This window comes from Sphingomonas silueang (genome assembly GCF_040049155.1).
GTDB lineage: Bacteria > Pseudomonadota > Alphaproteobacteria > Sphingomonadales > Sphingomonadaceae > Sphingomonas > Sphingomonas silueang.
Genome location: NZ_JBDZDK010000003.1, coordinates 256,506 through 281,222 on the forward strand (window position 1 = coordinate 256,506; position 24,717 = coordinate 281,222).

Annotated in this window: 22 protein-coding genes and 2 tRNA genes; 17 read left to right on the forward strand and 7 right to left on the reverse strand. The window is 68.5% G+C overall.

Translation table 11 applies throughout. From position 1 onward, the window contains the following. From ABLE43_RS04995 to ABLE43_RS05025, 7 genes are all read left to right on the forward strand, one after another. Positions 1-1,554, forward strand: coding sequence for an NADH-quinone oxidoreductase subunit M (locus ABLE43_RS04995; protein ID WP_348977377.1), 1,554 nt, complete (start codon positions 1-3; stop codon positions 1,552-1,554). Further along, on the forward strand, positions 1,554-2,999 hold the full coding sequence (gene nuoN, locus ABLE43_RS05000) for an NADH-quinone oxidoreductase subunit NuoN (protein WP_348977378.1): 1,446 nt from the start codon (positions 1,554-1,556) through the stop codon (positions 2,997-2,999). The genes ABLE43_RS04995 and nuoN overlap by 1 nt, the downstream gene beginning before the upstream one ends. Next, on the forward strand, positions 2,966-3,694 hold the full coding sequence (locus tag ABLE43_RS05005) for a biotin--[acetyl-CoA-carboxylase] ligase (protein WP_348977379.1): 729 nt from the start codon (positions 2,966-2,968) through the stop codon (positions 3,692-3,694). Before nuoN ends, ABLE43_RS05005 begins: the two co-directional genes overlap by 34 nt. A gap of 45 nt (positions 3,695-3,739) precedes the next feature. Then, positions 3,740-4,027, forward strand: coding sequence for an Asp-tRNA(Asn)/Glu-tRNA(Gln) amidotransferase subunit GatC (gene gatC, locus ABLE43_RS05010; RefSeq protein WP_348977380.1), 288 nt, complete (start codon positions 3,740-3,742; stop codon positions 4,025-4,027). A 34-nt stretch (positions 4,028-4,061) separates the two neighbouring features. Further along, positions 4,062-5,543, forward strand: coding sequence for an Asp-tRNA(Asn)/Glu-tRNA(Gln) amidotransferase subunit GatA (gene gatA, locus ABLE43_RS05015; RefSeq protein WP_348977381.1), 1,482 nt, complete (start codon positions 4,062-4,064; stop codon positions 5,541-5,543). 123 nt (positions 5,544-5,666) lie between these two features. After that, the gene (gene gatB / locus ABLE43_RS05020) at positions 5,667-7,151 is read left to right on the forward strand and encodes an Asp-tRNA(Asn)/Glu-tRNA(Gln) amidotransferase subunit GatB (protein ID WP_348977382.1); all 1,485 of its coding nucleotides are present in this window, start codon (positions 5,667-5,669) and stop codon (positions 7,149-7,151) included. Beyond that, positions 7,151-7,762 (forward strand): peptidylprolyl isomerase, encoded by a 612-nt coding sequence (locus ABLE43_RS05025; protein WP_348977383.1) that lies wholly within the window; start codon positions 7,151-7,153, stop codon positions 7,760-7,762. Before gatB ends, ABLE43_RS05025 begins: the two co-directional genes overlap by 1 nt. Before the next feature lie 146 nt (positions 7,763-7,908). Here the strand turns inward: ABLE43_RS05025 and ABLE43_RS05030 are convergent, their stop codons facing one another. Together ABLE43_RS05030 and ABLE43_RS05035 are read right to left on the reverse strand one after the other, a co-directional pair. After that, entirely contained in the window at positions 7,909-8,127 is a 219-nt protein-coding gene (locus tag ABLE43_RS05030; RefSeq protein ID WP_348977384.1) for a hypothetical protein, read from the reverse strand. A gap of 1 nt (position 8,128) precedes the next feature. After that, positions 8,129-8,356 (reverse strand): hypothetical protein, encoded by a 228-nt coding sequence (locus ABLE43_RS05035; RefSeq protein ID WP_348977385.1) that lies wholly within the window; start codon positions 8,354-8,356, stop codon positions 8,129-8,131. A 136-nt stretch (positions 8,357-8,492) separates the two neighbouring features. Here ABLE43_RS05035 and ABLE43_RS05040 point away from each other — a divergent pair. Next, positions 8,493-8,577: transfer RNA gene (locus ABLE43_RS05040), tRNA-Leu, on the forward strand. A gap of 68 nt (positions 8,578-8,645) precedes the next feature. Continuing rightward, positions 8,646-10,232, forward strand: a complete 1,587-nt coding sequence (gene tig, locus ABLE43_RS05045; RefSeq protein ID WP_348977386.1) for a trigger factor — start codon at positions 8,646-8,648, stop codon at positions 10,230-10,232. Positions 10,233-10,275: 43 nt separating this feature from the next. Here the strand turns inward: tig and ABLE43_RS05050 are convergent, their stop codons facing one another. Further along, on the reverse strand, positions 10,276-11,775 hold the full coding sequence (locus ABLE43_RS05050; protein WP_348977387.1) for a hypothetical protein: 1,500 nt from the start codon (positions 11,773-11,775) through the stop codon (positions 10,276-10,278). 56 nt (positions 11,776-11,831) lie between these two features. Here ABLE43_RS05050 and ABLE43_RS05055 point away from each other — a divergent pair, with 56 nt between their 5' ends. Beyond that, positions 11,832-12,764 (forward strand): glycosyltransferase family 2 protein, encoded by a 933-nt coding sequence (locus ABLE43_RS05055; RefSeq protein WP_348977388.1) that lies wholly within the window; start codon positions 11,832-11,834, stop codon positions 12,762-12,764. On the opposite strand, the gene ABLE43_RS05060 is transcribed toward ABLE43_RS05055, so the two are convergent. Continuing rightward, the gene (locus tag ABLE43_RS05060; protein ID WP_348977389.1) at positions 12,666-14,024 is read right to left on the reverse strand and encodes a hypothetical protein; all 1,359 of its coding nucleotides are present in this window, start codon (positions 14,022-14,024) and stop codon (positions 12,666-12,668) included. The two genes, ABLE43_RS05055 and ABLE43_RS05060, sit on opposite strands and share 99 nt — an antisense overlap. 124 nt (positions 14,025-14,148) lie before the next feature. On the opposite strand from ABLE43_RS05060, the gene ABLE43_RS05065 reads away from it, so the two are divergent. Then, a complete protein-coding gene (locus ABLE43_RS05065; protein ID WP_348977390.1) occupies positions 14,149-14,775 on the forward strand; it encodes an ATP-dependent Clp protease proteolytic subunit in 627 nt (208 codons plus the stop codon). Between the two features lie 37 nt (positions 14,776-14,812). On the opposite strand, the gene ABLE43_RS05070 is transcribed toward ABLE43_RS05065, so the two are convergent. Further along, entirely contained in the window at positions 14,813-15,847 is a 1,035-nt protein-coding gene (locus tag ABLE43_RS05070; RefSeq protein WP_348977391.1) for an acyltransferase family protein, read from the reverse strand. A gap of 231 nt (positions 15,848-16,078) precedes the next feature. Here ABLE43_RS05070 and clpX point away from each other — a divergent pair, with 231 nt between their 5' ends. From clpX to ABLE43_RS05085, 3 genes are all read left to right on the forward strand, one after another. Continuing rightward, positions 16,079-17,344 (forward strand): ATP-dependent Clp protease ATP-binding subunit ClpX, encoded by a 1,266-nt coding sequence (clpX, locus tag ABLE43_RS05075; RefSeq protein WP_348977392.1) that lies wholly within the window; start codon positions 16,079-16,081, stop codon positions 17,342-17,344. A 314-nt stretch (positions 17,345-17,658) separates the two neighbouring features. Beyond that, on the forward strand, positions 17,659-18,354 hold the full coding sequence (locus ABLE43_RS05080) for an HAD family hydrolase (RefSeq protein WP_348977393.1): 696 nt from the start codon (positions 17,659-17,661) through the stop codon (positions 18,352-18,354). Between the two features lie 65 nt (positions 18,355-18,419). Further along, on the forward strand, positions 18,420-19,589 hold the full coding sequence (locus ABLE43_RS05085; RefSeq protein WP_348977394.1) for a calcium:cation antiporter: 1,170 nt from the start codon (positions 18,420-18,422) through the stop codon (positions 19,587-19,589). Here the strand turns inward: ABLE43_RS05085 and ABLE43_RS05090 are convergent. Together ABLE43_RS05090 and ABLE43_RS05095 are read right to left on the reverse strand one after the other, a co-directional pair. Beyond that, positions 19,570-19,809, reverse strand: a complete 240-nt coding sequence (locus ABLE43_RS05090) for a hypothetical protein (protein WP_348977395.1) — start codon at positions 19,807-19,809, stop codon at positions 19,570-19,572. The genes ABLE43_RS05085 and ABLE43_RS05090 overlap by 20 nt on opposite strands. Before the next feature lie 6 nt (positions 19,810-19,815). Further along, positions 19,816-21,489 (reverse strand): M1 family metallopeptidase, encoded by a 1,674-nt coding sequence (locus ABLE43_RS05095; RefSeq protein WP_348977396.1) that lies wholly within the window; start codon positions 21,487-21,489, stop codon positions 19,816-19,818. Between the two features lie 84 nt (positions 21,490-21,573). Between ABLE43_RS05095 and lon the strand changes: the two genes are divergently transcribed. The 3 genes from lon (at position 21,574) to ABLE43_RS05110 (ending at position 24,628) form a co-directional block, all read left to right on the forward strand. Continuing rightward, positions 21,574-24,054 carry an endopeptidase La gene (gene lon, locus ABLE43_RS05100; RefSeq protein WP_348977397.1) on the forward strand — a complete coding sequence of 827 codons (2,481 nt, stop codon included), beginning with the start codon at positions 21,574-21,576 and terminating at the stop codon, positions 24,052-24,054. A gap of 175 nt (positions 24,055-24,229) precedes the next feature. After that, positions 24,230-24,502 (forward strand): HU family DNA-binding protein, encoded by a 273-nt coding sequence (locus ABLE43_RS05105; protein ID WP_348977398.1) that lies wholly within the window; start codon positions 24,230-24,232, stop codon positions 24,500-24,502. A 51-nt stretch (positions 24,503-24,553) separates the two neighbouring features. Next, positions 24,554-24,628 (forward strand) — tRNA-Val (locus ABLE43_RS05110). The last annotated feature ends 89 nt before the right edge of the window (positions 24,629-24,717 follow it).

Genomic DNA, 24,717 nt, shown 5'->3' on the forward strand with positions numbered 1-24,717 from the left:
GTGAACGGCTTCCCGATCCTGTCGGTGATGCTGGCGGTGCCGGCCATCGCGGCGGTATTGTGCCTGTTCGTGTCGGCGAACGCCGCGCGCTGGACGGCGCTGGTCGCCACGCTGATCGACTTCGTGCTCGGCATCGCGCTGTGGGCCAGCTTCGATGTGGGCGGCGCACAGTGGCAGTTCGTCGAACATGCCGATGTGTTCGGGCGCTTCGCCTGGGCGCTGGGCATCGACGGCTTCGCGCTGATGCTCATCATGCTCAGCGTGTTCCTGATGCCGATCTGCATCGGCGCGTCGTGGAGTTCGGTCACGAACCGGGTGCCGGAATATATGGCGCTGTTCCTCGGCGTCGAGGTGCTGATGATCGGCACCTTCGCGGCGCAGGATCTGCTGCTGTTCTACGTCTTCTTCGAGGGCGGCCTGATCCCGATGTACCTCATCATCGGCATCTGGGGCGGTGCGAACCGCATCTACGCATCGTACAAGTTCTTCCTCTACACGCTGCTCGGCTCGGTGCTGATGCTGATCGCGATGATCTACATGATCGACGTCGCGGGCACCTCTGACATTCCGACGCTGATGGCATACGACTTCCCGGCGGACGTGCAGACATGGCTGTGGCTGGCGTTCTTTGCGTCGTTCGCGGTCAAGATGCCGATGTGGCCGGTCCACACCTGGTTGCCCGACGCGCACGTGCAGGCGCCGACCGCGGGTTCGGTGATCCTCGCGGGCGTGCTGCTCAAGCTCGGCGGCTATGGCTTCCTGCGCTTCGCCATCCCGATGTTCCCGGAGGCGACGGGGCAGTTCACCTGGCTGATCTTCACCCTCTCGGCGGTGGCGGTGGTCTATACCTCGCTCGTCGCGCTGGTGCAGAGCGACATGAAGAAGCTGATCGCCTATTCCTCGGTCGCGCACATGGCGATCGTCACGATCGGCCTGTTCGCCTTCAACCAGCAGGGGATCGAGGGCGCGATGATCGTGATGCTCAGCCACGGGCTGGTGTCGGGCGCGCTGTTCCTGTGCGTCGGCATCATCTACGACCGGCTGCACACCCGCGAGATTTCGCGCTACGGCGGTCTCGCGATCAACATGCCGCGCTATGCCGTGTTCTTCCTGCTGTTCACCATGGCGTCGATCGGCTTGCCCGGCACGTCGGGCTTCGTCGGCGAGTTTCTGAGCCTTGCCGGCACCTATCAGGTTTCGACCTGGGCGGCGCTGATCTGCACCACCGGCATCATCCTCGGCGCGGCCTATTCGCTCTATCTCTATCGTCGCATCGCGCTGGGCGATCTGGTGCATGACGATGTTAAGGCGATGCGCGACGTCAATCCGCGCGAGTTGCTGCTGCTGGCACCGATCGCTGCGGTGGTGCTGTGGATGGGCGTGTATCCCGAGAGCTTCCTGAAGCCGATGCGCGGCGACGTGGCGCTGCTGCTCGAACGGATCGAGCGGGCCAATCCGGGGTCGGACTCGCGTCCGACCGCGGGCAATCCGGCGGCTGCGGCCGCGCAACATCATACGGGCGGCGGCGAAGCGGCGCACGGGGAATCGCACTGATGAGCTACGCCGAACAATTGACGATGACGCTGCCCGAGCTGGTGCTCGGCATCGGGGCGATCGTGCTGATGCTCGCGTCGGCATGGGGCAAGCAGGCGGCGACGCGCGCGATCAGCATCGCGGCGGTATTCGTTCTCGCCGGAGCGGGCGTGGCGCTAGTCGGCAACGGATCGTCGGGCGGCACCGCCTTTGGCGGCATGTACCGCGCCGATGCCTTTGCCGGGTTCGCCAAGGCGCTGATCTACATCGCGTCGGCGGTGGCGATCATCATCGCGCCGCGCTTCTTCGCACGGACCACCGGCGACGACCTGAAGCCCGAATATCCGGTGCTGATCCTGCTGTCGGCGTGCGGCATGGGCATGATGGTGTCGGCGGCGGACCTGCTGCTGCTCTATGTCGGCCTCGAGTTGCAGAGCCTTGCCGCCTATGTCCTTGCCAGCTTCATGCGGCGCGACACGCGCTCGGCGGAAGCGGGCCTGAAGTATTTCGTGCTGGGTGCACTGGCGTCGGGTATCCTGCTCTACGGCATCAGCCTCGTGTACGGCTTCTCGGGCACGACGCTGTTCGTCGACATCGCCACCGCCTATAGCGGCGGTCGTACGACGGGGCTGCTGTTCGGGCTGGTGTTCGTGTTCGCCGGGATCGCGTTCAAGCTGGCGGCGGTGCCGTTCCACATGTGGACGCCCGATGTGTACGAAGGCGCGCCGACCCCGGTGACGGCATTCTTCGCCTCCGCGCCGAAGGTTGCCGCCATGGGCATGGCGCTGCGTGTCGCGGTCGAGGCGATGGGCCCGGCGGTTGCCGACTGGCGGCAGATCGTGGTGTTCGCGGCACTCGCCTCGATCGTGCTCGGCGCGGTCGGTGCGATCGGGCAGGGCAATATCAAGCGGCTGCTCGCCTATTCGTCGATCAACAACGTCGGCTTCGCGCTGATCGGTCTGGCGGCGGGCACGCAGGCGGGCGTCGCGGGCGTGCTGTTCTACCTTGCCATCTATATCGTCATGACGCTGGGTTCGTTCCTGATCGTGCTCCAGATGCGGGGCGAGGACGGGCAGCCGGTGGAAACGCTGGCGAGCCTTGCGGGCATGTCGCGCACCCGGCCTGCGCTGGCGCTGGCGCTGGCGATCTTCATGTTCTCGCTCGCCGGTATTCCGCCGCTGCTCGGCTTCTGGGCCAAATATGCGGTGTTCGACGCGGCGGTGCAGGCCGGGCTGTTCCCGCTGGCGGTGATCGGTATCGCGGCCTCGGTGATCGGTGCCTATTACTACCTGCGCGTCGTCAAGACGATGTACTTCGACGATCCCGCGCCTGCGTTCCAGCGCGAGCCTGCGCTGGTCGAGGGCGGGCTGATCGCGGCGAGCGCCATCGTCATCTCGCCGGTCGGCATGTTCCTGATGCCGGCGCTGACCGCTTGGACGATGACCGCCGCACGGGCGCTGTTCTGACGATCCGTTTCGTCGCCGAGACCGGATCGACCAACGCCGACCTGCTGACCGCCGCCGCCGCCGGAGCGCCCGAGGGCGACTGGCTGCGCGCCGGGCGGCAGGTCGCCGGGCGCGGGCGGATGGGCCGGACGTGGATCGACGGCGGCGGCAATTTGTTCGCCAGCACCATCGTCCGCCTTCGCCCGGACGATCCGCCGGCGCAGACGCTGGCGCTGGTCGCCCCGCTTGCGCTGTTCGACGTGGTCGACGCGCTGCTGCCCGGGCGGGCGCGGATCAAATGGCCCAACGACCTGCTGATCGGTCCGGCCAAGCTGTCGGGCATCCTACTCGAACGCGGGGCAGGGAATGCGGTGGTGGTCGGCTTCGGCGTCAATCTTGCCGAGCATCCCGATCTGGCAGAGCGTCCGACGACCGCACTGATCGACCATGGCATCCTGCTCACCCCGCGCGACGCCGCCGAACGCCTGCGCGACCGGTTCGCGCAGCGGCTCGACCAATGGCGGCGCGGCGGGCTCGATACGATCCGCACCGACTGGCTCGCGGCGGCGCAACCGCTCGGCACGCCGGTACGCGTGCGCCTGCCCGATGGCAGCGAGCGGGCGGGGGTGTTCGACGGGATCGAGCCGGACGGCACGATGCGGCTGCGCGAACCCGGCGGTACCATCGTCATCGTCCATGCGGGCGACGTGCTGTAGCTGACCGCTTGTCGCGCGCCGGGCGGGATGCTAGCCGCTTGGGCCATGTCCGTCGAACCTGCAACCGTGAAGCGCGTGGCGAGCCTCGCCCGCATCGCCATCTCCGACGCCGAAGCCGATCGGCTCGCCCCCGAACTCGGCAACATCCTCGGCTGGATCGAGCAACTGGGCGAGGTCGATACCAGCGGCGTCGCGCCGATGACCGCCGTCATCCCCAACCATCTGCGGCTGCGCGAGGACGTCGTCACCGACGGCGACGTGCGCGACGCGGTGCTGGCCAACGCGCCGCAGGGCGAGCACGGCTTCTTCACCGTGCCCAAGGTGATCGAATGATCGTCGCCCCATCACCCCGTTTCAGGACTGCCGCATGACCGACCTTACCGACCTTGGCGTCGCCGCGATCCGCGACGGCGTTCGCGACGGCAGCTTTTCCGCGCGCGACGTCGCCGATGCGTTCAGCGCGGTCGTCAGTGCCGCGAAGCCGCTCAACGCCTTCCTCGTCGAGACGCCGGAGCATGCCCGCGCCGCCGCCGATGCCGCCGACGCGGCACGGGCCGCGGGCGAGCCGCTTAAGCCGCTGGCGGGTGTGCCGATCGGCATGAAGGACCTGTTCTGCACCAGGGGCGTCGAGACGACCGCGGCGAGCGGCATCCTCAAGGGCTTCGTGCCGCAGTATGAATCGACCGTCTCGGGCAAGCTGTGGGCGGCGGGCGCGGGGATGCTCGGCAAGCTGAACCTCGACCAGTTCGCCATGGGTTCGTCGAACGAGACCAGCGCGTTCGGCAACGTCATTTCGCCGTGGCGGCGTCCGGGGAGCGATGCGGCGATGGCGCCGGGCGGTTCGTCGGGCGGATCGTCGGCGGCGATCGCGGCGCGGCTGTGCCCTGCGGCGACCGGCACCGACACCGGCGGCTCGATCCGCCAGCCCGCCGCCTTCGTCGGCATTACGGGCATCAAGCCGACCTATGGCCGCTGCTCGCGCTGGGGGGTGGTCGCCTTCGCCTCCTCGCTCGACCAGGCGGGGCCGATGGCGCGCGACGTGCGCGACTGCGCGATCATGCTGGAGGCGATGGCCGGGTATGATCCGAAGGATTCGACCTCGCTCGACCTGCCCGTGCCCGCGTGGGAAGCCGGGCTGAACGCCGACCTGACGGGCAAGCGCGTCGGCATCCCCCGGGAATATCGCGTCGAGGGCATGCCTGCCGAGATCGAGGCGCTGTGGCAGCGCGGGATCGACTGGCTGAAGGACGCGGGTGCCGAGATCGTCGAGGTTTCGCTGCCGCACACGAAGTACGCGCTCCCGGCCTATTACATCATCGCCCCCGCCGAGGCGTCGTCGAACCTCGCGCGCTATGACGGCGTGCGCTACGGCCAGCGGGTGCTGCCCGACGGAGCCGGGTTGCAGGACATGTATGCCGCGACCCGTGCGGCGGGCTTCGGCGACGAGGTCAAGCGGCGCATCCTGATCGGCACCTATGTGCTGTCGGCGGGCTTCTACGATGCCTATTATACGCAGGCGCAGAAGGTCCGCACGCTGATCGCGCAGGATTTCGAGCGGGCGTGGGAACAGTGTGATGTGCTGCTCACCCCGACCGCGCCGTCGGCGGCATTTGCGCTGGGCGAGAAGTCGGCCGATCCGATCGCGATGTATCTCAACGACGTGTTCACCGTGCCGTCGTCGCTGGCCGGGCTGCCCGCGATGAGCGTGCCGGGCGGCGTCGACAAGGACGGGCTGCCGCTGGGGTTGCAGATCATCGGCAAGCCGCTGGACGAGCAGGGCGTGCTGAACGCCGGGCTGGCGATCGAGCAGCGCGCCGGGTTCGTCGCGCGCGCGGACCGGTGGTGGTGAGATGCGGTTCCTCGCCGAATTGCTCGTTGAAGCGATCGGTGAGGCCATAGTGGAATTGTTCAGGGCGTTGTTTCGCCGGCGGAAACAGCCGGCGGTGAGACGCTCTGGTCGGAGCAGAAGAAGATGACTGAATCCACCTACCGCATCCGTGGCGCGACCGGCGACTGGGAGGTCGTGATCGGCCTTGAGGTCCACGCGCAGGTCACGTCGAACGCCAAGCTGTTCTCGGGCGCGGCCACCGCGTTCGGCGCGGAGCCGAACACGCAGGTCAGTCTGGTCGATGCGGCGATGCCCGGCATGCTGCCGACGCCGAACCGCGAGTGCATCCGCCAGGCGGTGCGCACCGGCATGGCGATCGATGCGGTCATCAACAAATGGTCGCGGTTCGATCGCAAGAACTATTTCTACGCCGATCTGCCGCAGGGCTATCAGATCAGCCAGCTCTACCACCCGCTGGTCGGCGAGGGCGTGGTCGAGATCGTGCTGGACGAGAAGGACCCGAACAGCCCGGTCAAGGCGATCGGCGTCGAGCGCATCCATGTCGAGCAGGATGCGGGCAAGCTGATGCACGACCAGCATCCGACGCGATCCTATGTCGATCTCAACCGGTCGGGCGTGGCGCTGATGGAGATCGTCAGCCGCCCCGACATGCGTTCGCCTGCGGAAGCAGGGGCTTACCTCTCGAAGCTGAGGACGATCCTCCGCTATGTCGGGTCGTGCGACGGCAATATGGACCAAGGGTCGATGCGCGCCGACGTCAACGTCTCGGTCCGGCGTCCGGGCGAGGAGTTCGGGACGCGGACCGAAACCAAGAACGTCAATTCGGTCCGCTTCGTGATGGCGGCGATCGAATATGAGGCGAACCGGCAGGTCGCGGTGATCGAGGACGGCGGGCGGATCGTGCAGGAGACCCGCCTGTTCGATCCCGACAAGGGCGTCACCCGGTCGATGCGGTCGAAGGAAGATGCGCATGATTACCGCTACTTCCCCGATCCCGATCTGCTGCCGCTCGAACTCGACGATGCGTTCCTCGACGAGTGCCGCGCGTCGCTGCCTGAACTGCCCGATGCCAAGCGGGCGCGCTATGAAGGCGAACTGGGCCTGTCGCGCTACAATGCGGCGGTGCTGACCGCCGAGGTGGAGACGGCACGCTGGTTCGAGGCGCTGCTGGCGGCATGCGGTTCGGACGTGGCGGCAAAGTCCGCTGCCAACTGGTTGATTTCCGACCTGTTCGGTGCGCTCAACCGATTGGGTAAAGGCATCGCCGACAGCCCGGTTTCGCCCGCGCAGGGGGCGGAACTGCTCCGTCTCGTCGCTGACGGGACGCTGTCGGGCACGCTGTCGAAGCAGGTGTTCGAGATCATGCTCGAAACGGGGCAGGGCGCGAATGCGATCGTCGAGGAACGCGGCCTCAAGCAGACCAGCGACACCGGCGCGATCGAGGCCGCGATCGCCGAGGTGATGGCGAAGAACGCCGACAAGGTCGCCGACTATCGCGGCGGCAAGGACAAGCTGTTCGGTTTCTTCGTGGGGCAGACGATGAAGGCGATGGGCGGCAAAGCCAATCCGGGCGTCGTCAACGACCTGCTCAGGAAGGCGCTGGGCTGATGCGCGCGACGCGGCGGGCGATCGTGGCGGCGCTGGCCGTCGTCGCGGCGGTACCGGGCGCGGCGCAGGCGCCCGAGCCGCCGCTGCCGCGCGTCGCGATCGTCACGACCGCGGGCACGCTGACCGTCGAGGTCGAGGTGAAGCGCGCGCCGATCAGCGCCGCCAATTTCCTGCGCTATGTCGATCAGAAGCGGCTCGACGGCGTGAGCTTCTATCGCGTGGTCAAGGTCGCGCCCGAATTCGGCTTCGTCCAGTTCGGCCCGCATGGCGATGCGAAGAAGATACTGCCGCCGATCAAGCACGAGCCGACGACCCAGACCGGGCTGTCGCACACCGACGGCACGCTCTCGATCGCACGCCTGGGACTGGGCACGGCGCGGGGGGAGTTCACCATCTCGGTCGGCGACCAGCGCCGTGCGCTGGATGCGCAGCCGGGGGTGCCGGCGGACGGGCAGGGCTATGCGGCCTTTGCCCGGATCGTCGAGGGACGGGACGTCCTGCTGAAGATCCTCGACACGCCGGTCGATCCGGCGAAATCGAGCAACGGCGCGTTCAAGGGCGAGATGCCCGCCGCGCCGGTCCGGGTGCTGACCGCGCGGCGGGTTCCGTAGGGCGTATTCCGTGCGGTGGGTTCTCTGCACCTGCCCGTTCGTGTCGAGCGTAGTCGAGGCACCCTGCGAAGCGTCCGCGGCACGTCCCTCGACTTCGCTCGGGACGAACGGGGGGCGGGGGAGAACGCGCCAGGAAGCGGGCGAACCTACTGCCCGTCGCCCTCCTGATTGCGAACGACCCCGCCTGCACCGCCCGCGCCGTCGGGCGAGACGGTCGGCTCGGTCGGCGACACGGCACCGCTGTCGGTGCCGCCGCGCTCGATATCGCCGTTCACCGAATCCACTGCGCGTTCGATGTCGCTGCGGCGGTCGGTGTCGTCCTGCGGTGCGCTGTCGGGGTGGGCGCTGCGATCGCGGTCGCTCATGTCACTGCTCCATTACGGGTTGGCCGGGGACCGGGGTGACGCCGGGATCGCCGCCGGGCATCGGGCTGGGCACGTCGATGTCGGGGCCGGGCACGTCGATCTCGGGCGGCGGCGCGCTCGGCTGGCCGGGCTCGCTCTGCGGCGCCGGATGCTCCGGCGGCGGCGTGGTCGGCGCAACGCCCGGCTCGGGGGCAGGGGTCTCGGCGGGGATCGGGGGTTCGACGGGCATGGTCGGTTTCTCCTTGGCTCCCCTCAACGCCCGCTGCACCGGAGGGTTGCGAGGGAGCCCGCGATCTGCAAAGCGTGCGACTTGCCCCGACGTGCACGGCTGCTATAGACGCGCCCGTGCCGGCGGCGTCCGCTCGGCGGGCGTGGCGGAACTGGTAGACGCGCTGGATTTAGGTTCCAGTATCGAAAGATGTGGGGGTTCGACTCCCTTCGCCCGCACCAGTGACGCCGCCGCCCCGCTCAGGGCCGGAGCCGCTCCGAACCGATTCCATTGACGAAAGCTCCCGAGAATGCAGACTGTCGAGACGTTGAACGAGGGCCTGAAGCGCGCCTACACGCTGACCATCACCGCCGCCGAGATCGATTCCAAGGTCGATGCCGAGGTGAAGCGTGTCGCGCCGACCATCCGCATGCCCGGTTTCCGCCCCGGCAAGGTGCCCGCGAACCTGATCCGCAAGATGCACGGCCCCGCGCTGGCGCAGGACGCGCTCAACACCTCGATCCAGGACGGCATCCAGTCGCTGATCGGCGAGCAGAAGCTGCGCCCGGCCACCGCGCCGCAGGTGTCGCTGGCGGGTGAGTATACGCCGGGCGAGGATGCCGCCGTCACCGTCTCGCTCGAAGTGCTGCCCGACGTGCCCGCACCCGCGATCGACGATCTGAAGCTGGAGCGGCTGACCGTTCCCGCCGACGAATCGGTGGTCGATGCCCAGCTCGAACAGCTCGCCAGCAGCAACAAGCGCCATGACGACGCGCCCGAGGGTCATGCAGCCGCGACCGGCGATCTGGTCGTGATGGACTTCGTCGGCAAGGTCGACGGCGTGGCGTTCGACGGCGGCACCGGCGAGGGCATGGCGATCGAGATCGGCTCGGGCCGTCTGATCCCCGGGTTCGAGGACCAGCTGGTCGGCGTGAAGACGGGCGACGAGAAGACGATCGAAGTCACCTTCCCGGAAGATTACCAGGCCGAGAATCTGAAGGGCAAGCCCGCGACCTTCGACCTGAAGATCACCGCGGTGAAGGTGCCTGCCGAGGGCGGTCCGGACGATGAATTCGCCAAGTCGCTCGGCCTCGAGAGCCTCGAGCAGCTGCGCGGCCTCATCAAGGGGCAGGTGGAGCAGGAGCTGAACGGCCTGACCCGCACCCATATGAAGCGCAAGCTGCTCGATCAGCTGGCCGCCGGTCACGACTTCGACGTGCCGCCGTCGATGGTCGAGGCCGAGTTCGAGCAGATCTGGAACCAGCTCCAGCACGAGGCGGGCCATGAGGCCGATCCGGAAGCGGCGCGCGCCGAGCTGGAAGCCGAGCGCGAGGACTATCGCCAGATCGCGGTGCGCCGCGTCCGCCTCGGCCTGCTGCTGTCGGAGATCGGCCAGGCGAACGGCGTCGAGGTGACGCAGCAGGAGATGCAGCGCCTCATCATGCAGGCCGCGCAGCAGTATGGCCCCGAAGACCGTCAGCGCTTCATCCAGTATGTCCAGCAGGAGCCGATGGCCGCCGCCCAGCTGCGCGCGCCGCTGTACGAGGACAAGGTCGTCGACTTCCTGTTCGGCAAGGCCCAGATCACCGACCGCGAAGTGACGCGCGAGGAACTGGAAGCGGCGATCGAGAGCGAGGAAGGCGCGGTGCCGCACGTCCACGGCCCGGACTGCAACCACGATCATGACCATGGGCACGACCATGCCCATGCCGTGACCGCGAAGGACGTGGAACCAGCCGCCGCCGACGCGCCTGCCGAGGCGGAAGCGCCCAAGAAGAAGGCCGCGACCCGCAAGGCACCGGCGAAGAAGGCGGAAGCCGCTCCGGCCGAGGGCGAGGCACCGGCCAAGAAGCCGCGCGCCAAGAAGAAGGTCGCCGACGAGGCAGCCGAGGGCTGATCGTTCGATTGCCGCCGCACCCCGGTGGTGCGGTTGCGGGATATCAGGGGGCGGTGGCGATCGGTGGATCGCCGCCGCCCTTTTCGTCTTCGGTTCGCGGTCGTTCCGGCGCGATCGCGGCGAGCAGCGCGACGTAGAACAATGCCATGCCCGGCAACAGGTAGCGCCCTTCGTCCGACACGCCGAAGAAGACGAGCATGAGCAAGTTGCCGCCCGCCAGTGCCGCCGGCACGATCGCGCCCGGCCTGACGCCGCGTCCGCGCCGGAACCAGAAGAAGGCGAGCAGCGGGATCGCGCCGAACACCGCCAGCCGGTTGCCGACCGGCGACCGGAACAATTGCCATTCGATCCAGCGCGCGGGCAGCGGGCCGATCGTATCGCGATAGGGCTGGATCGGCCGCGCGAAACGTCTGCGCGCCGCGACCTCCTGCAACGATCGCGTCGCACCGGCGGCATCAGGCCGGTTGAGCGCGGAACCCCCAGCACCCCAATCGCCATGCTTGCCGGTCGTCACGAGATGCGCCGCGAACGTCAGGCGATGATCGAGGTACGCGATCGGATGGCGCAGGATCGCGCCGAACCACCGGTGGCGCAGGCGGGAGTCCAGCCGGTCATAGGCGAAGGAATAGCCGGAACACGGGCCGCCACGCCACGGCGCGAACGAATCCCATTGATGCGGCGTATAGCATCGGGCGACCGGCGGCAGCGTCCGTTCGGGCCAGCCGGGGACGGTGGCGAACTGGTCGGTCCCGGTCAGGACCGATATGCCCGCAAGGTCGAACAGCACGATCTGCTGGTCGGGATGCCGATCGACGGCGAGGAAGACCTTCCGGTCGATCGTCCGCACCGCCGTGACGACCAGCGGCGCCGCAATGGCACCGGCGATGACCAGCCCGAGATACGGCCGGACGGACGTCGCGAAGAACGGCAGGAGCAGCGCGGCGGCAAACAGATACAGGATGATGTTGGGTGCCTTGATCGTCAGGCTTGTCGCGATCAGGGCGGCGAGCGCGAAACCCCTCGCGAAGCCGAACGGTCGATGTCCGCCGCGCCGGACGAGCTGGACCGCGATCAGCAGCAGGCCGAGCAGCATGACGTCCTTGCCGATGGTGCCGAAGGTACCGGCAAGCATGAAGCGCCAGAGCAGCTCGCCCATCCGGCTGACCGCATCCCGGATGCCCGGCCCGCCACGCGGCATGAACCCGGCATAGGCGGCGAACACCGCGGACTGGACCAGCAACGCCCCGGCAGGCTGGCCGATCAGCGATCCGGGAATATCCCACAACCACGCCAGGACGGGGGCGTGCCAGTTCCCGACCTCGGCGGGCGATGCCGCGCCGTACAGCGCGACGAGCGGGTCCATGTTGATCCGGCCGGGGTAGTTGATCGCGAAACACAGCAAGCCGAAGCCGATCGCCATGGGCCATGCGAAGACCATCTCCGGGTCGGCGATGCGCCGTGTGGCGAGGTACCCGGCGACTGCCTGCCGGTACCGGTCGATGCGGTGGAGGAGCGGGGCGGCGATGGGTGCGGTCGTCGTCATGCGTCCTCTGCAGTTGTCGCTTTGGCCGGGTTTGAAACTAGATTATCGGGTCGGCGATGACCATCTTCGCTCCCCGTATCGCCGTCCTGCTGCCCTGCTACAACGAAGCCGCTGCGATCGGCGCGACCGTCGCGGGGTTCCGCGCGGCGCTGCCCGACGCGGTCGTCTACGTCTACGACAACAACTCGGGTGACGATACGATCGCGGTGGCGCGCGCGGCGGGCGCGGTGGTGCGCAGCGAACGGATCCAGGGCAAGGGCGCGGTGGTGCGGCGGATGTTCGCCGACGTCGATGCCGACGTCTATGTGATGGCGGACGGCGACGCGACCTATGACGCCGCCGCCGCCCCGCAACTAGTCGCGCGGCTGCTGGACGAGCAGCTCGACATGGTCGTCGGGCAGCGGGTGAGCGAGGCGGCGCTCGCCTATCGTCGGGGGCACCGCTTCGGCAATGCGGTGCTGACCGGCATGCTGGCGCGGCTGTTCGGGCGCAGTTTCACCGATATCCTGTCCGGCTACCGCGTATTCTCGCGGCGGTTCGTCAAGAGCTTCCCCTCGCTGTCCGCCGGGTTCGAGATCGAGACAGAGATCAGCGTCCACGCGCTGGAACTGCGCATGCCGGTGGCGGAGATCCCGACGCGCTATTTCGCGCGGCCGGAGGGATCGGCGTCCAAGCTGTCGACCTATGGCGACGGCTTCCGCATCGCGCGGACCATCGCCACGCTGTACCGGATCGAGCGGCCCTTGTGGTTCTTCGGCGCGATCGGGCTGCTGCTGGCACTGGCGGCGGTGGTGCTCGCGATCCCGCTGGTCGTGACCTATCTGCATACCGGGCTGGTGCCGCGTTTCCCGACCGCGATCCTCGCGACGGGCCTCGTGATCCTCGCCTCGCTATGCCTGTTCAGCGGGCTGATCCTCGACACGGTGGTGCGCGGGCGACGCGAGGTGCGGCGGCTCGCCTATCTGGCGCATCCGGCCCCCGGCGCCTAGCGACGCCGCCGCAAAGGCCAGCAGCGTCCACAGCAGATAACTGTAGCGCATCGTCGGCTGGAATGCCGCGAAGGGCAGGGCGATCGCTGCGACGTACAGCGCCACATAGCCCGCGCCGCGCCGTCGCCGGACGAGCAGCACGGCAAGGCCGAGCAGCCCCAGCGCCTGCACCAGCGACACGATCACCGCGCGCTCGACGCGCAACGCCTCCCAGCCCGAGAAATAATATTGCCACGGCCGGGGGAAGAGGAACTGCCCGAGGTGGCGCAGGTACAGGCGCGCGAAGTCCAGCGGATGCGCCGCGATCCAGCGCCGCGTGTCCGCACCCAGCCGGCGGCTGTAGGCGACCTCCCCCTCCGCCCGCAGCGCGACACGCGCGGTCGGGCTGGCGAAGGGATGGACCGCCAGCAGCCGCTCGGCGAAGGTTTCCGCCGGTCGCCGCCCCGACACCGCCGCCGGATGGTTGGCGATCGCCAGCTCCAGCCCGAAGTTGCTCCGCGTGGTGATCGCGCTGCCCAGCACCCGCTCGTTGCGCCATGCCCATGGCGCGACGAACAGCAGCACCGCGCAGCAGCCCGCCACCGCGAACCCCGCGACCCGACGCGCCGGCAGCCTGCGCAGCGCCCAGCATCCCCAGCACAGGCATACCGCCAGCCCGACCGGCGGCGCGACGAGGAAGGTCAGCGCCGCCAGCATCGCCGCCCCCGCGAGCGTCGTCCACCCCGGCACCCCCGCGCGATCGAGCGTGACGATCCACCACAGCGACAGCATCGCCAGCAGCGCGCTAACCCCGCCTTCCCAATAGCGGAAGTCGATCGCCTCCTGCGGGGCATAGACCGGCAGCAGGCACAGCAGCAGCGTCGCCCGCCGGAGCGCCGCCGGCGACAGCCCCAGCGCGGCGAACAGCCGCCGCGCGACCAGCAGCGTCACCGCCCATTGCGCCAGCGCGAACGCCAGCAGCACCAGCATCCCCCCGGAACTGCTGCCGAAGCATCGGATCAGCCCGCCGACCACCAGCGGATAGAGCGGCATCAGATGCGCGCTCGGCCCCTGTCCCGCGAAGAACGGGTCGGCCAGCCCGTGCCCCCGCGCTACCGAAAGCGCGACGCGGGTCGCCTCGCCCACGCCGATCACCGCATCGACCGACCCGTGCACCGCGACCAGCCACAGCAGCCGGATCGCGACGCCCGCCAGCAGCACGGGCGCGACGGACCCGGCGGGGTCGCTTACGGGCGCGGGGGCGGGGCGGGGGGCGGCCATGGCACCTCCTGCCACGCCGCCGCTTGCCAAAGCGTTGCCGCCCGCTTGCGCCCCCGCTTCGCCCCTTGCGTACCCTTGGCCGAGCGCCGATGTAGGGCACCGAAACCTACTGAGCGGGAACCCAATGCAGGATATTCACGACGGCCTCGTCCCCATCGTCATCGAACAATCGAGCCGCGGCGAGCGCAGCTTCGACATCTATTCCCGCCTGCTGCGCGAGCGCATCGTGTTCGTGACCGGCGGCGTCGAGGACCATATGGCCTCGCTCATCACCGCGCAGCTGCTGTTCCTCGAATCGGAAAATCCGAAGAAGGACATCTGGATGTACATCAACTCGCCGGGCGGCGTCGTCACGGCGGGCATGGCGATCCATGACACCATGCAGTACATCCGCCCCCGCGTCGGCACGGTCTGCATCGGGCAGGCGGCATCGATGGGCAGCTTCCTGCTGGCCTCGGGCGAGCCGGGGATGCGCGTCGCGCTGACCAACGCGCGGATCATGATCCACCAGCCCTCGGGCGGGGCGCAGGGCATGGCGTCGGACATCGAGATCCAGGCGAAGGAAATCCTGCGCATCCGTCGCCGGATGAACGATCTCTACGCCAAATACACTGGCAAGCCGCTGGAGGATATCGAGCGGGCGATGGACCGCGACACCTTCCTCGAGGCGGACGAGGCCAAGGCCTTCGGTCTGGTCGACCAAGTGTTCGACAAGCGTCCCGGCGCGCCCGAGGAACCGGCCAACGCCTGACGTTCCGGACGGGCCGGGTGTAAGTCCCCGGCCCGTCCTATCCGCTGCGCCGTTTCAGGCGGGCGCGCAGCGGCACGTCCCAGAAGCGGTGCGCGATCCACGCCGCCGCGATCACCGCGACCAGCATCGCCACGCCGCCCACCGGCTGCCACACCCCGCCCTTCAGCCCCAGCCGCGTCCACAGCCCGGCGAACAGCAGCAGCAGCGGCATGTGCACCGCATAGACCGGATAGGACAGGTCGCCGCCGATCCGCGCGAACCGGTGTCCGAGCGACGCGCTCCCCGCCGCCGCCAGCACGATCGCGGGAAACACCAATGCCGCCAGCAACGGGTCGAGCCAGCGCGCGACGCCGGTTCCGCCGGGCAGCACCGTCGTCGCCAGCAGCAGCGCCGCGACCACCCACCAGCGCCTGCCCGTACCGGCACCGATGCCCTGCCGGTGCAGCCGGAGCGTCAGGACGCCCAGCCCGAAGCCGCCGAGCGTCCGCAGGCCGCCCAATGCCCATCCGTCCGCCATCGGCCCCATGTGGACGAACCCGCCCATCCGCCAGCTGAGCACCGCCAGCGCCAGCATCGTGACGAGCACGACCGCCGCGACGATCCGCGTCGTCCACCAGCGTACGGTGAGTGCGAAGAGCAGGTTGACCGCCAGTTCCCAGAAGATCGACCAGATCGGCGGGTTGACCGGCCATGGATCGCCGCCGGTCCATGTCACCGGCCACGGCACCGCCGCCGCGACGATCGCCGCGGTCGCGCCGCCGTCGATCGCGATCCCGTTCGACCTCGCCCGCGCCACGAACGCCACCGCGCCCAGCGCCGCGCCCGCGACGATCATCGGATACAGCCGCACGATCCGGTCGCGCACGAACCGCGCCAGCGACCCCGTTTGCGCCAGCCGTTGCTCATAGGCGAAGGCGATGACGAACCCGCTCAGGACAAAGAAAAAGTCTACCGCCATATAGCCATGGCCGAACCAGACCCGTGTGCCGAACCAGTCGTGCGCATGGTACAGCAGCACCGCCCCCGCCGCGACGCCGCGCAGCGCGTCCAGATTGGCATATTGGTGTCGCACGTCCGCCCCTTTCCCGCTGCCCCGCGGGTGCTGTACCAGAGCGGCACCGCGCGGGAAATCCGCCGTCCCTTGTGCAGCGCGCACCGCGCGATCATATGACGCCCACGCGCAGGGGAGTTTCCCGCGCCCGGCCCAAGGCACGTTTTGGCGGTTGCCCGATCGGGGAAGGGCGGTTTACGGTAGGCGGCCCGGATCGAAGCGCGCGTCGCGGCGCGCTATTGAGGTGATTGAATGACGAAATTGAGCGGTGGCGACTCCAAGAGCACGCTGTATTGCTCGTTCTGCGGCAAGTCGCAGCATGAGGTGCGCAAGCTGATCGCGGGTCCGACCGTGTTCATCTGCGACGAATGCGTCGAACTGTGCAACGACATCATCCGCGAGGAAACGAAGTCGGCACTGGTCGCCAAGAAGGACGGCGGCGTGCCTTCCCCCCAGGAAATCTGCAACGTGCTCGACGACTACGTCATCGGGCAGAAGCAGGCGAAGCGCGTGCTGTCGGTCGCGGTGCACAACCACTACAAGCGGCTGAACCACGGGCAGAAGGGCGCCGACGTCGAACTGGCCAAGTCGAACATCCTGCTCGTCGGGCCGACCGGGTGCGGCAAGACGCTGCTGGCGCAGACGCTGGCGCGCATCCTCGACGTGCCCTTCACCATGGCCGATGCGACGACGCTGACCGAAGCCGGTTACGTCGGCGAGGATGTCGAGAACATCATCCTCAAGCTGCTCCAGGCATCCGACTATAACGTCGAGCGGGCGCAGCGCGGCATCGTCTACATCGACGAGATCGACAAGATCAGCCGCAAGGCGGAAAATCCGTCGATCACCCGCGACGTGTCGGGCGAGGGCGTGCAGCAGGCGCTGCTCAAGCTGATGGAGGGCACCACCGCGAGCGTGCCGCCGCAGGGCGGGCGCAAGCATCCGCAGCAGGAGTTCCTGCAGGTCGATACGACCAACATCCTGTTCATCTGCGGCGGCGCCTTCTCGGGCCTCGAGAAGATCATCGCCGACCGGTTGCAGGGCAAGTCGATCGGCTTCGGCGCCTATGTCGCCGCGCCGGAGGAACGCCGCACCGGCGAGGTGCTGCGCCAGACCGAGCCGGAGGATCTGCTGAAGTTCGGGCTGATCCCCGAGTTCGTCGGTCGTCTGCCGGTGATCGCGACGCTCGAGGACCTCGACGTCACCGCGCTCATCAAGATCCTTACCGAGCCGAAGAACGCGCTGGTCAAACAGTATCAGAAGCTGTTCGACATGGAGGGCGTGAAGCTCGGCTTCAACGACGAGGCGCTGGTCGCGGTGTCGAAGCGGGCGATCGAACGCAAGACCGGCGCGCGCGGCCTGCGCTCGATCCTCGAGGGCATCCTGCTCGACACGATGTTCGACCTGCCGTCGATGGACGGGGTGGACGAGGTCGTGGTCGACAAGGACGTGATCGACGGCCGCAAGGAACCGGTCCGCGTCTATGCCGAGAAGAAGAAGGCGGGCGGCGCGGCGTAACGATCGCCACCGTTCGATGAGAAGCGGGCGTCGGGCAACCGGCGCCCGTTTTTCGTTTCCCGTCGTTTCCGCGAAGGCGGGTACCCATGGACGCTGGGGGCGCGAATCCATCGATACGTCGGCGGCAATGGATTCCCGCCTGCGCGGGAATGACGAAGGTTGCCCAACGCGCTTCGTCATCCCGGCGAAGGCCGGGATCCATTGTGTCGGGTGCTCGCGAAAGACGCGCGCCAGTCGCCCCATCCATGGATTCCGGCCTCCGCCGGAAGGACGACCGCTTTATTCGGATCCGTTGCGACGCTATCCCCGCACCCATGCCGATCGACCTCATCTGCCTCGACGCCGACGACACCCTCTGGCACAATATGCGCCATTTCGAGGAGGCGCACGCCGCCTTCGTCGCGATGCTCGCGCCGTTCGTCGCCGCCGACGTCGCGCGCGAGACGCTGGATGCGTGCGAGGCGCGCAACCTGAAGCTCTACGGCTACGGCGCCAAGGGTTTCACCCTCTCGATGATCGAGACCGCGCTCGAACTGGGCGGCGAGCGGCTGCCGCGCGGGGTGATCGCGGATATCCTCGCGGCGGGGCGGCGGCTGCTCGCGCATCCGGTCGAACTGCTCCACGATATCGAGGCGACGCTCGACGCGCTGGCGGCGCGCGGGCGGCTGGTGCTGGTGACGAAGGGCGACCTGCTGCATCAGGAGGCGAAGCTCGCCGCCTCGGGTCTGGGCGATCGTTTCGCGGGGATCGAGATCGTCAGCGACAAGAACGAGGCGACCTTCACCCGCCTGTTCGCGCGCTATGGCGTCGATCCCGCCCGGGCGGTGATGGCGGGCGATTCGATGCGGTCCGACGTGCTGCCCGCGCTGGCCGCAGGCGCCTGGGCGGCATTCGTGCCGCAGCCGCTGGCATGGGGCCATGAAGCCGCGGCACCGCCGGGCGAGCACCCGCGCTTCCGGCAACTGGGCGACCTGTCCGAACTGCCCGGCTGGATCGACGCGATCGTATAAACGCCGCGCCTCAGGGAAACATCCCGCACGCTGATGCATTGCCTTTCCGTAACGATATGGGAGGCATGATGGCGAACGCGACCGACCGGGAAGCGACGATTGCGGCGGAACATGGGGAAGCGCTGGTGACGCCGGGCGTCAAGCGCGGCCTGCGCGACCGGGCGGCATTGCCGCTGTGGTCGCTGGTCCTGCCGGTGCTGGGGCTCGTCGCGATCCTGCTGGACCTTGCCAAGACCGGCGGCGTCGGCACGGTCGCGGCGGCGGCGATCATGTTCGGCTGCGTCATCGCGGCGGTCCACCATGCCGAGGTCGTGGCGCACAAGGTCGGCGAGCCGTTCGGCACGCTGGTGCTGGCGGTGGCGGTGACGGTGATCGAGGTGTCGCTGATCGTATCGCTGATGCTGTCGGGTTCGGGCGATGTCGCCACGCTGGCGCGCGACACGGTGTTCGCCGCGATCATGATCATCCTGAACTTCATCGTCGGCATCTGCCTGCTGGTCGGCGGCATCCGCCATCACGAGCAGCGCTTCGTGCTGCGCGGGGTCAGCGCCGCGCTGTCGGTGCTGGCGGCGATGGCGGTGCTGTCGCTGGTGCTGCCCAACTATACGTCGAGCGTCGCGGGGCCGACGCTCTCGCCGTCGCAGCTTGCCTTCGTCGCGGTCGTGTCGCTGATCCTCTACGCCACCTTCGTGATGGTGCAGACGGTGCGCCACCGCGATTACTTCCTGCCCGCCGCCGACGGATCGCTGCCGAAGGACGCGCATGCCGCGCCGCCGGGCGTGCGCACCGCATGGATCGCGTTCGGCGCGCTGCTGGTCGCGCTGGTCGGGGTGGTGCTGCTCGCCAAGGATTTGTCGCCGACGATCGAGGCGGCGGTGCTGGGCGCGGGGCTGCCGCTCACCGTCGTCGGCATCCTGATCGCCGGGCTGGTGCTCGCGCCCGAAAGCCTCGCGGCGGTCAAGGCCGCGCGCAAGGACCGGCTCCAGACCAGCCTCAACCTCGCCATGGGATCGGCGCTGGCGACGATCGGGCTGACGATCCCCAGCGTGGCGATCGTGTCGCTGGTGATGGGCTGGCCGTTGTCGCTCGGCATCGATCCGAAGTCGCTGGTGCTGTTCGCGCTGTCGCTGCTGGTATCGACGCTGACGCTGGGCAACGGGCGGACGACGGTGCTGGCGGGAATCGTCCATCTCGTGATCTTCGCCGCCTATCTGTTCACGACGATCGTCCCCTGACCTGCCGCGCGGCGAGCGCCAGCCCTGCGGCGATCTGGAGCAGGGCATAGGCCCGTCTGCGCCCCGGCCGGTCGACGAACGGGCGGACGAGCAGTTCGGCCCCGCCTGCCGCCTCGCGCCACAGGTCGACATGGCGACGCGGCTGGAGCAGCCCCAGCAGCCCGTCGCCGATCATGAAGGTCGCCGCCATCTCGGCGGCACGTTTCTGCAAGTCGCTCATATCGCTTCAACGCGCGGGTGCGGCGGAGGGTGCCTGCATCCGCTCGACCGCCGCAGAACGACGCAGCACCCGCGCCATCGGATCGATCACCACATGCGCCGAGGCGGGCACCGGCAGCACCGCGACGCCCCCGGTCATCGGCACCTGCCGCACCGCCCCGTCGACCTCGATCTCGACGGGCAGGGGGAAGGGGCCGCCGCCCGGCACCTGCCAGCGCAGCGTCAGCGTATCGCCGTCGCGCCGTTCGATCAGCTCGGGCAGCGCCGCCTGTCGCAGATACACGTCGAAGAACCACGTCAGGTCGCGCCCGCTCTCCTGCGCCGCCGCATCGGTGAAGTCGCGCGTCGTGGCGAAGCGGGGCGCGAAATTGCCCGGCCTCGGATCGCTCCGCCCATAGACCAGCCGCCGCGTCGCCGCGAGGAACGCCCGGTCGCCGATCAGGTGGCGCAGCGTGTGCAGCATCCACGCGCCCTTGAAATACACGTCCGCGCCGGGCGCCTTCGCCATGTCGACCGTCGATCGCGGCGTGCCCGTGACCAGCGGCGCCTTCGCCTCGACCCGCTGCCGCTGGATCAGCAGCATCGACAGATAGCGCGCATCGCCCTCGCGCCACTTCGCGTAGAGCGGCTGCATGTACTGCGCGAACCCTTCGTGCAGCCAGAAATCGTCCCAGTCGGCCGCCGTCATCTGGTTGCCGAACCATTCGTGGCTGAATTCATGCTGGAACAGCCAGTCGAACCCCTCGGGCGCGGGCTTGTAGCCGTTGCCATAGGCGTTGATCGTCTGATGCTCCATGCCGAGATAGGGCGTCTCGACCAGCCCCATCTTCTGCGCGCCGAAGGGGTAGGGGCCGATCACGCTCTCGAAGAAATCGAGCGTCGGCGCGAATTCGGCGAACAGCTGCGCGGCCTTCGCCTCATTCCCCTCCAGATGCCAGAAGGACAGCGGGATGACGTTGCCGAAGCGGCTCCGGTAGCTGCCGGTCAGCTCGCGATACGGCCCGACCGAGATCGCCAGCGCATAGGGGTTCACCGGCCCCGACCGCCAATGCCATGTCGAGCGCCCGTCCTTCAGCCGATCGACGCCCAGCAGCACGCCGTTGGCCGGGGCCGACAGCCCGGCGGGCACCGTCAGATGCAGCGTCACCGCATCCGGTTCGCCCTTCGGAAAGTCGAGGCACGGCCACCACAGGTCGCAGCCCATGCCCTGGGCGGTACTGGCGAACCACGGCTTGCCGTTCGACTGCGACCAGACGAAGCCGTCGTCCCACGGCGCACGCTTCGCCACGCGCGGCGGCCCGGCATAGGTGACGCGCACCGCCGCCTGCGTACCCGGGCCGAGCGCGCGGTCGATCACGATCTGCCCGTCGGCCTGCCGCCACTGGTCGCGCGGCAGGGCGCGCCCGTCGAGGGCGACTTCCGACACGGCGAACATCTGGTCGAGGTCGATCAGGATGCGCGGCACCGCGGCGGTGGTGCGCAGCGTCAGCGTCACCCGCCCGGACAGCAGCCTGGCGGCAGGCAGGGCCTCGATCGCGATGTCCGCCTGCGCCAGATGCAGCGCGGCGCGTTCCGGAACGATCGCCCCGCCCGAGCGCGCGGTGGCGGGCGGCACGGGCGCGGGGAGCGGGGCGGGGGCCTGCGCTCCGGCAAGCAGCAGCGCGGGGAACAGCGCGATCAAGCGACCGCTCGGTGATTGATGGCGTCGCCAAAGCCACCATATAGTAACGTGGATCCGGCACGATGGCCGGGTCGTGGAGTCTGCATGTCCGAAATCGATCCTGTTCCTGTTCCCTCGCTCACGCTGCCGGTGCTGCCGCTGCGGGATATCGTCGTCTTTCCGCACATGATCGTGCCGCTGTTCGTCGGACGCGACAAGTCGGTCGCGGCGCTGGAAGCGGCGATGAAGGACACCAAGGAGATTTTCCTCGTCGCCCAGCTCGATCCGGGCGAGGACGACCCCGCGCGCGACGATCTGTACGACGTGGGCGTGACCGCCGAGGTCATGCAGATGCTGAAGCTGCCCGACGGCACCGTCCGGGTGCTCGTGTCGGGCAAGGCGCGCGGCACGTTGACCGGGATCGAGACGGTCGACGGCTATCTGGTGGGTACCGTCGCCGGGGTCGCGGCCGACGACACCACGCTCGAGGACGCCGACGAGGGCATGGCCGATCGCGTCGCCGAAGCGGTCGCCAACCCCAGCGCCGAGTTGAAGGCGCTGATGCGCTCGGTCGTCGACCAGTTCGAGAATTACGCCAAGCTCAACAAGAAACTGCCCGCCGAGACGGCGACCCAGCTGTCCGAGCTGGACGATCCGTCGCGCCTTGCCGATGCGGTCGCGGGCAACATCGCGGTCAAGGTCGCCGACAAGCAGGCGCTGCTGGTCGAGGCCGATCCGCACAAGCGGCTCGAGATGGTGTTCGCCTTCATGGAGGGCGAACTGGGCGTGCTCCAGGTCGAGAAGAAGATCCGCAGCCGCGTGAAGCGGCAGATGGAGAAGACCCAGCGCGAATATTACCTCAACGAGCAGTTGAAGGCGATCCAGCGCGAGCTCGGCAACGAGGGCGAGGACGGCGACGGCGACGAGATCGCCGAGCTGACCCAGAAGATCGCGACGCTGAAACTCAGCAAGGAAGCGCGCGGCAAGGCGACCGCCGAGCTGAAGAAGCTCAAGACCATGGCGCCGATGAGCGCCGAGGCGACCGTCGTGCGCAACTATCTCGACGTGCTGCTCGGCCTGCCGTGGGGCAAGAAGTCGAAGCTCAAGAAGGACATCGCCGTCGCGCAGAGCGTGCTGGACGAGGACCATTATGCGCTGGAGAAGGTCAAGGACCGGATCGTCGAATATCTGGCGGTGCAGGCGCGCACCAACAAGCTGAAGGGGCCGATCCTGTGCCTCGTCGGGCCGCCGGGCGTCGGCAAGACGTCGCTGGGCAAATCGATCGCCAAGGCGACGGGCCGCGAGTTCATCCGCCAGTCGCTGGGCGGCGTGCGTGACGAGGCCGAGATTCGCGGCCATCGCCGCACCTATATCGGCTCGCTGCCGGGCAAGATCGTCACCAACCTCAAGAAGGCGGGCGCGTCCAACCCGTTGTTCCTGCTCGACGAGATCGACAAGCTGGGCCAGGATTTCCGCGGCGATCCGGCGTCGGCGCTGCTGGAAGTGCTCGACCCCGAACAGAATGCGAAGTTCAACGATCACTATCTGGAGATCGACATCGATCTGTCGGACGTGATGTTCGTGTGCACCGCGAACACGCTGAACCTGCCGCAGCCGCTGCTCGACCGGATGGAGATCATCCGGCTGGAGGGCTATACCGAGGACGAGAAGGTCGAGATCGCCGAGCGCCATCTGGTCGCCAAGCAGATCGACGCGCACGGCCTGAAGCCCGGCGAGTTCGAGCTGACCCAGGCGGGCCTGCGCGACCTGATCCGCTACTACACCCGCGAAGCGGGGGTGCGCACCCTCGAACGCGAGGTGGCGAAGCTGGCGCGCAAGGCGTTGCGCCGTATCCTCGAGGGCAAGGCGACGTCGGTGACGGTGACGCCCGACAACCTCGCCGAGTTCGCAGGCGTGCGCAAATACCGCTTCGGCGTGGGCGAGGAGGAGCATCAGATCGGTGCCGTCACCGGCCTCGCCTGGACCGAGGTCGGCGGCGAACTGCTGACGATCGAGAGCGTGACCGTGCCGGGCAAGGGTTCGGTCAAGACCACCGGCAAGCTCGGCGACGTGATGAAGGAATCGGTTGAGGCGGCGTGGAGCTACGTCAAGGCGCGCTCGCCCGGATACGGCATCAAGCCCAGCCTGTTCCACCGCAAGGACGTGCACATCCACCTGCCCGAAGGGGCGGTGCCCAAGGACGGTCCGTCGGCGGGCATCGGCCTCGTCACCTCGATCGTCTCGACGCTGACCGGCGTGCCGGTGCGGCGCGAGGTGGCGATGACCGGCGAGGTGACGCTGCGCGGGCGCGTGCTGCCGATCGGCGGTCTGAAGGAAAAGCTGCTCGCGGCGCTGCGCGGCGGGATCAAGACCGTGCTGATCCCCGTGGAGAACGAAAAGGATCTGGCGGAAATCCCCGCCAACATCCGCGAGGGGCTGGAGATCGTGCCCGTCGCCCACGTCGACGAGGTGCTGCGCCTCGCGCTGACCGAGCCGTTGACCGCGATCGACTGGAGCGAGGCGGACGATCTGGCGGCGCAACCGCCGCAGCCGGTGCCGGGCATCGCCGAGTCGCGGCCGCACTGATCCCGCGGGGCGGCGCGCCGCGCGCGCGTCGCCCGCCGGATGCGACGAACCGCAGGGGTGCAATGCATGTCATTGCGCGCCGCAGGCCAATTTGCTTTGACACCGCCCGACGTTGCGGCCTTATTGCCGCGTTCGAGTGTAACGATATTTTTTCAGACAAAGGGGGTTAGCCGGGATGAACAAGCAGGAGCTGATCGGGCAGGTCGCCGACCATTCCGGGCTGACGCGCAGCGATGCGACGAAGGCGGTCGAATCGGTATTCGACGTGATCTCGGCGGCGCTCAAGAAGGGCGACGAGGTCCGGCTGGTCGGCTTCGGCACCTTCTCGGTTTCGCGGCGCAAGGCGTCGACCGGGCGCAACCCGCGCACCGGCGAACCGATGACGATCAAGGCGTCGTCGCAGCCCAAGTTCAAGGCGGGCAAGGGCCTGAAGGATTCGGTGAATTAAACGCTGGACAGGGCGCGCCGCTCGCACTAGAGCGCCGTCCTCCGGTTCACCGGGCGCGTAGCTCAGCGGTAGAGCACACCCTTCACACGGGTGGGGTCACAGGTTCAATCCCTGTCGCGCCCACCAGATCAACGGCCTCCCGGCACGGACGACTCCCAACGGAGCGCCGTGCCGGGGGGCCGTTTCTGATTCCGGCCCCGCGCGTGTCGCCGCGC